This is a genomic window from uncultured Rothia sp., from assembly GCF_916049665.1.
Classification (GTDB): Bacteria; Actinomycetota; Actinomycetes; order Actinomycetales; family Micrococcaceae; genus Rothia.
This window is the reverse complement of sequence record NZ_CAJZIE010000067.1, coordinates 1-11,456: the sequence shown is the minus strand read 5'-3', so window position 1 is coordinate 11,456 and position 11,456 is coordinate 1. Positions and strand designations below refer to the sequence as shown.

Sequence of the window (11,456 nt, the reverse complement as noted above, 5' to 3'; positions counted from 1 at the left end):
GGTGTGGCTAACGTGTTCTTCCGAGATTCGGAGAATATTGTGGACATGCTGCTGATGGTGGCTACCTGGTTCGCCCCGGTGCTGTACTCCTGGACCATGGTGCGTGACACCCTGTACCCGTGGGTGTTCAACGTGTTCATGATGAACCCGTTGACCGTTGCGGTGGAGCTGTTCCACTATGGCTTCTGGCATCCGACGCTCCGTCCTGAGGATTTGGCACTTCCTGCTTCGCAGGTGGTTCCGCATCTCTTCAGCTTCTGGACTCCGATTGCCATTGGTATTTCTCTGCTGACCGTTTTGATTGGTGATTTGCTCTTCCGTAAGTTTGAGGGCAACTTCGCCCAGGAGCTCTGATTCTGTGGATATTAAGAAGCTTGAGTTCCCTCCGGTGAGCCCGGACGCTCCCGTGGTGATTCACGTGGAGAACCTGGTGAAGCGCTTCGTTCTGCGCCACACCCGTTCGATGAAGGAAGCTTTTGTGTGGCTGATTAAGGGCCGCAAGGGTGATCTTTCGGAGAAGTTCAATGCACTCAACGGCGTGAGCCTGGATATTCGTCAGGGTGAGCGTGTGGCTCTGCTGGGTCTGAATGGCTCGGGTAAGTCTACGCTACTGAAGATGATTTCTGGCGTGATGCGCGCTGATGAGGGTGAGGTTCTCACTCGCGGCAATATTGCGGGTCTGATTGAGGTGGGCGCTGGTTTCCACCCGGATCTGACCGGCCGCGATAACGTGTACCTCAACGGCGCTATCTTGGGTATGACCAAGGAAGAGATTGAGGCTTCCTTCGATTCGATTGTGGATTTCGCTGAGATTCACGACTTTATCGATACCGAGGTGAAATTCTACTCTTCGGGTATGTACCTGCGCCTGGCGTTCTCGGTTGCGGTTCACACGAACCCGGATATCTTCCTGGTGGATGAGATCCTTGCGGTGGGCGATGAGCCTTTCCAGAAGAAGTGTATTGCGAAGATTCAGGAGCTGTGCTCTGCCGGTAAGACTCTTGCCGTGGTGAGCCACGACCTGGATTTGGTTTCTAAGATTTGTGACCGCGGCGTGGTGCTGGAGCACGGTAACCTGCGTTTTGACGGTCCGATTAAGGAAGCCGTGAAGGTGATTCGCGGCGGTGACTAATCGCTAGATGATTGCTTGTGATGGGGCGTGTATTCCCGATGGGGGAGTGCACGCCCCTTTACTGTGCCCGAATGTTGCTGCTTCAAGACGGAGATGCGGTGCTTCAAGAGAGGCGTCTGCGGGTGTTTTAAGACGAAATGTTACGTGTGCACCAAGTGCAACATGGCTGCGATCAATGGTGGGCGGCTCGAGAGGTGCGCGTGTGGCTGTTCTGTGAGTCACAGCTGACTAGGTGTTTTGAATTTTGATGCACGTTAGGTAACGATATGTGCGATTCTGTGCACCAAAAATACTCAAATACTATACTCGTAAATATTAAGGGGCGTTTTATTACATTTTGATAAATTTGATGCTTTGACGCTAGGGTGATGGTGGCATTGATGTATCAATGCTTCACCGTATTCCACACAACCACACCACACAGCATCGGATCACTTCAATGGAGAACACCGTACTGGATACCCGGGCGGAGCATCTTACTCTGCTCGAGGAAAATATCCGTGAGGCAATGCGCCACCGCAGCCTGGACCCGCATGAGGACCAGCACGCGGTGCGCGGGCTCATTGACGAGCACCTGAACGATTACGAGCAGCGGCGTACCCGCATCTCCCTGCCCGATTTGGGTGACCGCGACGCCGTGGCCCAGCGCCTGCATGACGAAATCTGCGGCTTCGGCGTGATTCAGCCGTTCCTGGACGATGAGAGCGTTGAAGAAATCTGGATCAACTCTCCCGATGAAATCTTTATCGCCCGCAATGGCGAGAGCGAGCTGACCGGCCTGCACCTGAGCACCGAGGCAATCAATAGCCTGCTGGAGCGTATGCTCAAGCCTTCGGGCCGTCGAGTGGACCTTTCCTCCCCGTTCGTTGATGCATCCCTGCCGGACGGCTCCCGACTGCACGCGGTGATTCCGGATATTACCCGCAGGCACACGAGCATCAATATCCGTAAGTTCGTGGTGCGTGCCCGCCGTCTTCCCGACCTGGTGCGCATGAACTCGCTGAGCGCCGGTGCGGCCTCCCTGCTGCACGCGGCGGTAGAGAGCGGCATGAACATCCTCGTTTCGGGCGCAACCCAGGCGGGTAAGACTACGATGCTGAACTGCCTGTCCGCATCTATTCCGCCGCGTGAGCGCGTGATTACCTGCGAAGAAATTTTTGAGCTCGCGGTTCCGCTGCGCGATGTGGTGGGTTTGCAGTGCCGCCAGCCGAACCTTGAGGGCACCGGCGCGATTGAGCTGCGCCGCCTGGTCAAGGAGGCTCTGCGTATGCGCCCGGACCGCATCCTCATTGGTGAGGTTCGTGAGGCGGAATCCCTGGACATGCTCATTGCGCTCAACGCGGGCCTGCCGGGTATGTGCACGATTCACGCGAACTCGGCACGCGACGCGGTGACCAAGATTTGTACTCTGCCGCTGCTGGCGGGCGAGAATATTTCCTCGGCGTTCGTGGTGCCGACCGTGGCGTCCTGCTTTGACATTGTGGTGCATTGCGGTCGCGATTCGCGCGGTCAGCGTCAGGTCGAAGAGATCAGCATGCTGGGCGGTCGCGTTGAGGACGGTGTGATTGAAATGTCCCCGCTGTTTGTGCGCCGTGACGGCCGGATGGTGTGCGTGGCGTTGGAGCTACCGAACCCGGACCGTTGGGTTCGTGCCGGTCACCGCCCCGAGCAGGTGCTGGCTGCGGCGAAGGCGGGTCAGTAATGCCTCTTTTTCTGAGCCTGATTTTGGGGTTGGGCGTCTGCCTGATTTACCTCTCCTGCTTTCCTGATAACGGCAAGCCGCCGAAGCCGAGTAATGACCCGGCGCTGGTGATTGCTCTTCGTAAGGCGGGCATGCATTCGTTGACGCCTCGCACGTTCACGTGGGTGAGCGTCGCCAGCGGCGTGACTGCCTCGGTGCTGTTGCTGATGGTCACTCAGCTACTGCCGTTGGGTCTGCTGGGCCTGATTGGCGGTTTTGTGGCGCCCCGCGTGGTCGTGAATCATCGTGCCCGCGCGGCGGATGCCCGCATTTGGCAGCTGTGGCCGGATGCGGTGGACCACCTGCGTTCTGCGATTCGTGCGGGCCTGTCCCTGCCGGAGGCGCTGATTCAGCTCTCCTATCGCGGCCCGGAAGAGCTGCGCGATGCTTTCGCCCATTTCTCGCGTGATTACCGCGCCTCGGGTGAGTTCGTGCCCTCGCTGAACCGCCTGAAGGAGTACCTCTCTGACCCGGTGGCGGACACCATCATTGAGGCGTTGAAGATTGCCCGCGAGGTGGGCGGTTCGGACCTGGGTAAGCTGCTGGGCACGCTGAGTGATTTTCTGCGTGAGAATGCGCGTACCCGTTCGGAGCTTTTGGCTCGTCAGTCGTGGACTGTGAATGCGGCTCGCCTCTCCTGCGTGGCGCCCTGGTTTGTGCTGTGTCTGATGGCGACTCAGCCTGCCGCACGCATGGTGTATAACTCGTTTGCCGGTGCGATGCTGATGATTGCCGGTGCCGCTATTTCTTTGGCGGCGTACCGTCTGATGCTGCGTATTGGTGAGTTGCCGCGTGAACGGAGGGTTTTCGGATGAACCTGCCTCTGATTTTTGGTCTGGTGTTGGCGACCGGCGTGGGTCTGATTCTTTCCTCGGTGCTCAATACTCGCAGTATTTCGTTCTCTGATCGTGTGGCGTCGCAGCTGCGAGGTGAGACTTTGCGTGAGTCGCTGTTGAAGGAGCAGGAGCGTCGTGAGCCGAGCCTGCTGGAGGCGATTTCGGCGTTCTGCGCGCCGCTTCTGCGTTCGCTGTCTTCGTCGTTGAGCGGCTCGTCGCTCAGTGATAGTTCGGTGCAGGAGCGTCTGCGCCGCGCGGGTTCTTCGCAGAGTGTGAGCGCGTTTCGTGCTGAGCAGCTGCTGTGGGCGCTTGCCGGTGTGACCGTTATGAGTGCCTTGACTGTCATCGGCGTGGTGCAGGAGCGTTTCTCCATCCTGGTGGCTCTGGTGCTGGTGCTAGTGAGCGGTTTGAGCGGCTTTTTGGCGCGTGACTGGTGGCTGGGTGAGGCGGTGACTAAGCGTGAGAAGCAGCTGGTTGCTGAGTTCCCGGCGCTGGCGGAGATGATGGCACTGTCTGTGACGGCTGGCGAATCGGCGCTGGCGGCTCTGGAGCGTATCTGTTTGACCTCTCGCGGCGAGTTGGCTCGCGAGTTTTCAGAGATTTTGGCGCAGACCCGCACCGGCGTTTCGCTGCTGAGCGCGCTGCAAGAGTTTGCGGAGCGTACTCGTGTTCCGGCGCTGAGCCGCTTCGTTGAGGGTATTGCCGTGGCGATTGAGCGCGGCACCCCTCTAGCCGATGTGTTGCGTGCGCAGGCCCAGGATGTGCGCGATAACGCTAAGCGTGAGCTGATGGAAACAGCCGGTAAGAAAGAGATTGCGATGCTCGCCCCGGTGGTGTTTTTCATCCTGCCGCTGACGGTGATTTTCGCGGTATTCCCCGGCCTGTCGCTCATGCGTTTGAACTTTTAGATTTTGCGGCGGGTACATACCGTACCGGCTGCACCGCGGTGGGCTGGGCTGATTGCCCGGCGTGCCGCACCAACCACACACTACACCCTTTGATAAGGAGAAAATCATGTTCCGTCGTTTCCGCACCACCCTCACCGTGCTGATTGCCCTGGCTGTCGCATCCGTGCTGGCTCTGCGCCTGAAGAACAAGCAGGATGACCCCGAGCGCGGCGACGTGCCCGGCTGGGTCATGATCACCATGATGAGCGCCGTGCTGGTTGCCGCTATCCTGGCGATTGCTCAGCCCGCTCTGACCAAGATGTTCAACGACGCAATCGCTCTGGTTCACCAGTAATGCGTAAGCCCCGCATCGCTTCTGAGCTGACTGCCGCTGAGCTTTCCTCCGCGGAGCATTCTGTGGAGGAGAGCGAGCGCGGTGACGCCAGCACGGAATTCGTCATGGTTGGTGCCCTGCTGGTGTTGCTGACCATGGCGATTCTGCAGGTTTCTTTCGCTCTGTATGCACGAACCATGTTGGTGGATGCTGCGGCGGCTGGGGCACGGTACGGTACGATGCGTGACCGCACTCCGCAGGAGGGCATGGAGCGTACCCGTCAGATGATTGAGGGTGTTCTTCCGTCCTCGTACGCTGAGAACATTTCGTACCGTCAGAGTAGTGATTCTACGGGTGTGCGCACTTTGGAGGTGACGGTGAAGTCTCCGTTGCCGGTGCTGGGTCCGTGGGGTTTTCCGGATTCTATTGAGGTGAAGGGGCATGCGATTTATGCGGAGCATCGTTCCGGTGATTAGTGGCTTTTCGCTTCGGCAACGTGTGAAGGCTCGTCTGAAGAACCGGTCTGATCGGCATAATCCTGAAGAGGGTAGCGCCATTGTGGAGTTCCTGGGCTTGGGTATTACTCTGCTCATTCCGGTGCTCTACGGCATTCTGACGATTTTTAGCCTGCAGTCTTCTGTGATGGCGGCTCATGCTGCGAGTGCCCAGGTGGTGCTGTACGTGCAGGAGCAGCCGCAGGATTCGTCGGTGGGCCCTGATCTGGCGAAGCGTCTGGCGGCGCATGCCGCCGCGGATTACGGGGTTGATCCGTCCGATGTGAGCGTGTCGTTGAGCTGTTCGTCGGGGGAGTGCGTCTCGGGTACGAAGGCGTACGCCACAGTGACGGTTCAGGCACGTCTGCCGCTGCTACCTTCGTTTATGGGTGGCGGCGTGATTCCGGTGAGTTCTCATGCGACGAGTTGGGGGTCTGGTCATGCTGATTCCTAATGGTTCGCCGGCTCACCTGTTTCCGACTGCTCACCTGTTCTCGGCTCTGCGGGAACGGTATGCCCACGCTCGTGCCCGTGTGCAGAGCCGGGCGCTCGCCTCAGACCCGGTCGCCTCAGACTCGGAAGAGGGCAGCATTGCCCCGCTGATTGTGGGCATGCTGGCGTTGCTTCTGCTCATCGGTTCGGTGACGGTGGCGATTACCGGTGCGTATCTGCAGACTCAGCATCTGCAGGATATGGCTGACGCTCAGGCGAACTCGATTACCCGCACGATCCGCACTCCGGAGGAGGCGAGTGGTTCGGCGGCGTGGGAGTACGCGAGTGCGTACCTGGCTGAGGTTCAGCCGGGGCAGGATTTTCAGGCGTTGCGTCTGGATAACGTGTCCGTGGATTCTGACCAGAGCGTGCACGTGTACCTGTCGGCTCGTATTCGTCCGCCGCTGCTGTCGATTCTGGTGCCTGATGGTATCGAGGTGACCGCTCACGGTTCGTCGCGTTTGAAGACGAGCCAGGGTCCGTCCAGCGACTAACCCGTCCAGCGACTAGAGGCGCTGTGAGCCCCCATAGACTGCGAGGGTGCATCCGCAAGGTAGTGTAACGGCTAGCGGATGCGCCCTCGTTTTATGCTTTCTTTACGTCTCCATTGGGCGGCTTCTGCCCTCTGTCTGCATCATCCTTCTGCGCTGTGGGCTGTTGCGGGCTGTAACGGCGGGACTTTCTGGCAGTTTCGCGATAGTGTTAAAGGCTATGGCATCCTTCGACTTTTCTGCTGAGATTAAAGAGCTTCGCGCGATTTTCACCTCTATTGCTGCTGTGAGCGATATTGAGGGGATTGAGCGCGCCATTGAGGACCTGTCTGCGCAGGCTGCCGCGCCCGATTTGTGGGATGACGTGGAGAATGCGCAGAAGGTGACGAGCGCGCTGTCGTATAAGCAGTCGGAACTGAATCGTCTGCGTTCGCTGTCTTCTCGCATTGATGATGTTGAGGTGATGGTGGAGCTCGCCGAGGCTGAGGATGAGGAGACTGCCGCCGAGTTGCTCGCTGATGCTGAGCGTGAGTGCGCTGAGATTCGCGCCAAGCTGGAGGAGCTTGAGGTGCTGGTGCTGCTGTCGGGTGAGTACGATCAGCGTGAGGCTGTGGTGACGATTCGTTCGGGCGCTGGTGGCGTGGATGCTGCTGATTTCGCGGAGATGCTGCTGCGCATGTACCTGCGTTGGGCGGAGAAGAACGGCTACCCGACGAAGGTTCTGGACACCTCCTACGCTGAGGAGGCGGGCTTGAAGTCGGTGACCTTTGAGGTGAATGCGCCGTACGCTTTTGGTCGCCTTTCGGTGGAGGCGGGTACGCACCGCCTGGTGCGTATTTCGCCGTTCGATAATCAGGGCCGCCGCCAGACGTCGTTTGCGGCGGTTGAGGTGATTCCTCTGATTGAGCAGACGGATGCTATTGAGATTCCCGAGTCTGAGATTAAGGTGGATGTGTTCCGCTCCTCGGGCCCGGGTGGTCAGTCGGTGAATACGACCGACTCTGCGGTGCGTATGACTCACTTGCCGACCGGTATTGTGGTGTCGATGCAGAATGAGAAGTCGCAGTTGCAGAACCGCGCGGCGGCTTTGCGCGTGCTGCAGTCTCGCCTGTTGCTGTTGCGTAAGGAGCAGGAGGACGCGAAGAAGAAAGAGCTTGCCGGTGATATTAAGGCAAGCTGGGGCGATCAGATGCGTTCCTATGTTCTGCATCCGTACCAGATGGTGAAGGATCTGCGTACCGGCTATGAGGAGGGTAATACCTCTAATGTTTTGGATGGCGGTTTGAACGCCTTTATTGATGCTGGTATTCGCTGGCGTGCTTCGGGGCGCGCGGCTGAAGAGAGCTAAGACGTATAAGGATTGAGTGATGGCTCAGAAAAAGAAGAAAGACGCGAAGAAGGACCCGAATAACGCGATTATTGCCCAGAATAAGAAGGCTCGCCACAACTACAACATTGTGGATACCTATGAGGCGGGCATTGTTCTGCTGGGTACTGAGGTGAAGTCTCTGCGTGATGGTGGGGCATCCATTGTGGATGGTTTCTGCCAGGTGACCGATAACGAGATGTGGCTCGAGGGTATTCATATTGCGGAGTACGGTTACGGCACGTGGACGAACCATGCGGCTCGTCGTCGCCGTAAGCTGCTGCTGCATCGTTCTGAGATTAACAAGTTGGCGCAGAAGCTGAAGGAGACCGGTTACACGGTGGTTCCTCTGAAGCTGTACTTCTCGAATGGTCGTGCGAAGGTTGAGATTGCCCTGGCGACCGGTAAGCGTGAGTACGATAAGCGTCAGGCTCTGCGCGAGCGTCAGGATGACCTGGAGGCGCGCCGCGCGATGCGTTACCGCAACCTCGGTTAGGGCTGAGGCAACGGCGGGATGCACGGCTGCCCCGGTGACTGCCGGTAGGGGCGGGGTGCGGTTCCTCGCGTATAATGGTTGAAAATTCGTGGCGTACCGCGAGCACCATTCACTTTTTTGAGGAGACGTATGTCTGAGAACCCGAACTACCAGCAGAACCCGGGCGAGTTCATCCCCGCACCGCAGCAGGCACCCGCATACAACATGCAGGGCGGCTACCCCGGCTACCAGCCGACCCCGAGCTCGGCTCTGGCGATTGCTTCGCTGATTCTGGGTATTATTGGTCTGCTGTCTGGCTGGCTGATTTTCGGTGGCGTGCTGGGTCTGGTTGGCGTGATTCTGGGTATTGTTGCCCTGGTGAAGGTGAAGAACGGCACTGCCTCCGGTAAGGGCATGGCGATTGGTGGTATTGTCACCGGTGCGCTGGGCATGATTGTTGCTGCTGTCGTGCTGGTTCTGGGCTTGATTGGCATTGGCATGCTCAGCGAGTGCGCTGAGAACGCGGTGCAGGATTCGAGCGGTAACTATGTGTGCACCATTCATGGTGAAACCATGACGATGAGCCCTAAGGAATATGAAGCTGTCCGCCACTAAGCCGCGTTGAGTCTTTGAAGCGTTGAGGGACCGAATAGTGTTGAACTATTCGGTCCCTTGCTCTTTTTCGGCGCTGATTCTGCCCGATTGGTGGATTCTAGGCGCTGTTTCTGAAATCTGGGACTTCACAGATGACCCGGATGACAGCTTATTTATATAATGGAACCGAACTCAGCGCGCAATGGTGCGTTGGGCGAGTATAAATTGTTCGCTGCAACTGTGAAGGAAAGAACGACGGATGTCTGAGAATAACTACGGAAACAACCAGGGGAACGCCCAGAACCCCTACGCTGCTCAGCAGCCTAATTCTTCCGCCCAGAGCTCCTACGGTCAGGATTACGGCCAGGCTCCTTCGGCCCAGAACACCTACGGCCAGGATTACGGTCAGAGCGCATCCGCTCAGAACACCTACGGCCAGACTCAGCAGCAGAACGCCGCTCAGCAGAACTCTGCACAGCAGAACCAGTACGGCCAGTTCGGCGCCCAGCCCACTTCGCAGAATGCTTACGGCCAGAACGCTGCTCAGGGTACCTCCGCCCAGGGTGCTTCCGCACAGAATGCTTACGGTCAGGCTCAGCAGCAGTACGGCTACGGTCAGGATGCTTCCTACCAGGCGCAGCCCGCTCAGCAGAACCAGTACGGTTATGGCCAGGAAGCCTCGTACCAGGCTCAGCCTGCTGACTACAACTACCAGCAGAACTCTTACCAGCAGCAGCCCCAGCAGGATGCGTACGGTTACGGTCAGCCCGCGGGTTACCCGTATGCGGCTCCCATTGTGAAGAAGGCTCCCGGCATGGCGCTGGCTGCGATGATTCTGGGTATTGTGGGCGTTGTGACCGGTTTCTTCGTAATTGGTGTGCTGCTGGGTATCGCTGCGATTATTCTGGGCGCCCTGTCCCTGAAGAAGGTCAAGGAGGCTGGCGCGGGTAAGGGCTTCGCGATTACCGGTATCGTAACCGGCGCGGTGGCTGTCCTGTTCTCGCTGTGCATGCTCTTCGTGTACATTTCTGTTGCTCAGACTGCTGAGAAGTGCCTTGAGGTGGGCACCGATGACGGCCACGGTAACGTGGTCTGCCAGGTTGGTGACAACCCGAACAACCGCATGACTGTTCCGGCTCACCGCTAAGTTTTAGCCGCCTAATGCGGTACGCGACGGGGTGGGGCTCCCAGATATGTTGGGACGCCTCACCCCGTTTGCTGTGCCCGTGATTTTCTGCGCTCGCCGTGCCCTCCGCGTCTGTTCTTAGCTGGTGTTCTCTGTCAGTGAGCGTGCCCCGTGTGTGTGGGGGAGGGGACTTGCATGCCGTTAAACATCTTAGATATACTGAATCTCTACCGTGTTTGAATGGCACCACGGCGTCAAGGTATGTCGAGGAAAACTTTCAGAAGACGGTGGGCTTTTTGATAAAAGCATAGGGGGATGATCGGTTTCGACGATGTGAGTTGAGATGGGTGAAGCGTGCCGAGGATGCAGGGTTATCTCGTTAACGCCCTCTGCAAAAAATTAAGTGCAGAATCTAAGCGCACTGACTTCGCACTCGCTGCCTAAGCGCGAGTTGCCGTCTGTCGGCCTGAGCATGCCTTTGGCTCAGTTACCGGCATCGACTTAAAAGGCCACTGCTGCTAGCCCTTGTTGCGGGGGCTGGCGGGACTTTTACGTGACTAGGTTCGTCGGTATATGTGTTTATGCAAGTACCGGAGCCGAAAAGTAGCGTTCGCATAAACTGCGCACGGAGAAGCCCCGTTGACGCCACATCGGACCGGGGTTCGATTCCCCGCATCTCCACGATCTCCCAACCGCCCGCTGACCCGTTAGGGTCGCGGCGGTGATAATCGGTTCCAATCCAGAGGATGAACCGCGGTAGGTTTCTACCACCCGGCAGGACGCCCCACGGCGTCACCTGCCGGGTATTTTTATGCCCAATTTTCGGGTCCGTACGGGGTGTACCTGTGTGCTCGTGGGTTGGGCCTCAAAAGGTTTGGGCTAACGTCAAAAAGTATGGGCTGGCGTCGAAAGGTTTAGATGGACAACATTTTCATCCGCACCGACCCTGTCGGGAACATCAAACCCGACAAAGAAAAATCCGCCGAGAAGATCGACGGCGTGGTGGCTACCATCATGGGCCTCGACCGCGCGATTAGATGCGGCAGCGGACCCGCCACTGAGAGCATGTTTGACAGAAGATGCATGTTTTTCATGTAATGTCGATTTACGCGTTACATCTGACGAGACTCTCTGATAGAGTGCTGAGTAGTGATGTAAGATACGTCACTATGTGACGTGGGAATGCATTCACCATAAAGCTTATGTGGGGTTAGCTACTTCCACGATTGCAAGAGCTTTAGGGCCAGCATTCGTTGGTGGTTTTGGAAAAGCCCTTGGAGGTCCGGCACTAATTGCCGCTGCGCTAGCTGTTGCAGCAATGTCCTGCGCTCTTTAATCTGGGAGAGGTCAAATGCGTGCGAAGAATATATTTACACTAGGATTTCTTCTCACTATTGTTCCGATATTCTGGGTGGTTATCTCAATTGCCAGAGATTGGGAGTTCTTCGATCCAGTATCAATTCTAGGTGCAATTTCAGGAGGTCTTTT

At 57.6% G+C, this 11,456-nt stretch carries 13 protein-coding genes, 1 other RNA gene and 1 pseudogene; all 15 read left to right on the top strand.

The window, feature by feature from the left end; all coding sequences use genetic code 11:
• A pseudogene (locus tag QZ540_RS07075) lies at nucleotides 1–354 on the top strand (ABC transporter permease); the annotation flags it as partial.
• 4 nt (nucleotides 355–358) lie between these two features.
• Entirely contained in the window at nucleotides 359–1,132 is a 774-nt protein-coding gene (locus QZ540_RS07070; RefSeq protein ID WP_049337844.1) for an ABC transporter ATP-binding protein, read from the top strand.
• A gap of 439 nt (nucleotides 1,133–1,571) precedes the next feature.
• Complete coding sequence (locus tag QZ540_RS07065; protein WP_294628747.1) at nucleotides 1,572–2,834, top strand: CpaF family protein; 1,263 nt, start codon at nucleotides 1,572–1,574, stop codon at nucleotides 2,832–2,834.
• Nucleotides 2,834–3,688, top strand: coding sequence for a type II secretion system F family protein (locus QZ540_RS07060; RefSeq protein ID WP_294628745.1), 855 nt, complete (start codon nucleotides 2,834–2,836; stop codon nucleotides 3,686–3,688). The genes QZ540_RS07065 and QZ540_RS07060 overlap by 1 nt, the downstream gene beginning before the upstream one ends.
• On the top strand, nucleotides 3,685–4,617 hold the full coding sequence (locus QZ540_RS07055) for a type II secretion system F family protein (protein ID WP_294628743.1): 933 nt from the start codon (nucleotides 3,685–3,687) through the stop codon (nucleotides 4,615–4,617). The genes QZ540_RS07060 and QZ540_RS07055 overlap by 4 nt, the downstream gene beginning before the upstream one ends.
• 106 nt (nucleotides 4,618–4,723) lie before the next feature.
• The gene (locus tag QZ540_RS07050) at nucleotides 4,724–4,951 is read left to right on the top strand and encodes a hypothetical protein (RefSeq protein WP_070676030.1); all 228 of its coding nucleotides are present in this window, start codon (nucleotides 4,724–4,726) and stop codon (nucleotides 4,949–4,951) included.
• Nucleotides 4,951–5,406, top strand: a complete 456-nt coding sequence (locus QZ540_RS07045; RefSeq protein ID WP_294628741.1) for a TadE family protein — start codon at nucleotides 4,951–4,953, stop codon at nucleotides 5,404–5,406. The genes QZ540_RS07050 and QZ540_RS07045 overlap by 1 nt, the downstream gene beginning before the upstream one ends.
• Nucleotides 5,372–5,878, top strand: coding sequence for a pilus assembly protein TadE (locus QZ540_RS07040; RefSeq protein ID WP_294628739.1), 507 nt, complete (start codon nucleotides 5,372–5,374; stop codon nucleotides 5,876–5,878). Before QZ540_RS07045 ends, QZ540_RS07040 begins: the two co-directional genes overlap by 35 nt.
• A complete protein-coding gene (locus tag QZ540_RS07035; protein ID WP_294628737.1) occupies nucleotides 5,841–6,410 on the top strand; it encodes a pilus assembly protein TadG-related protein in 570 nt (189 codons plus the stop codon). Before QZ540_RS07040 ends, QZ540_RS07035 begins: the two co-directional genes overlap by 38 nt.
• 217 nt (nucleotides 6,411–6,627) lie before the next feature.
• Nucleotides 6,628–7,755 (top strand): peptide chain release factor 2, encoded by a 1,128-nt coding sequence (prfB, locus tag QZ540_RS07030; RefSeq protein ID WP_005508590.1) that lies wholly within the window; start codon nucleotides 6,628–6,630, stop codon nucleotides 7,753–7,755.
• Between the two features lie 19 nt (nucleotides 7,756–7,774).
• Nucleotides 7,775–8,269, top strand: a complete 495-nt coding sequence (gene smpB / locus QZ540_RS07025; protein WP_005505423.1) for an SsrA-binding protein SmpB — start codon at nucleotides 7,775–7,777, stop codon at nucleotides 8,267–8,269.
• A gap of 129 nt (nucleotides 8,270–8,398) precedes the next feature.
• On the top strand, nucleotides 8,399–8,863 hold the full coding sequence (locus QZ540_RS07020) for a DUF4190 domain-containing protein (RefSeq protein ID WP_294628734.1): 465 nt from the start codon (nucleotides 8,399–8,401) through the stop codon (nucleotides 8,861–8,863).
• A 238-nt stretch (nucleotides 8,864–9,101) separates the two neighbouring features.
• Complete coding sequence (locus QZ540_RS07015) at nucleotides 9,102–9,989, top strand: DUF4190 domain-containing protein (RefSeq protein ID WP_294628732.1); 888 nt, start codon at nucleotides 9,102–9,104, stop codon at nucleotides 9,987–9,989.
• A gap of 290 nt (nucleotides 9,990–10,279) precedes the next feature.
• Nucleotides 10,280–10,652: a transfer-messenger RNA gene (gene ssrA / locus QZ540_RS07010) on the top strand.
• A gap of 234 nt (nucleotides 10,653–10,886) precedes the next feature.
• The gene (locus tag QZ540_RS07005) at nucleotides 10,887–11,066 is read left to right on the top strand and encodes a hypothetical protein (protein ID WP_294628730.1); all 180 of its coding nucleotides are present in this window, start codon (nucleotides 10,887–10,889) and stop codon (nucleotides 11,064–11,066) included.
• The last annotated feature ends 390 nt before the right edge of the window (nucleotides 11,067–11,456 follow it).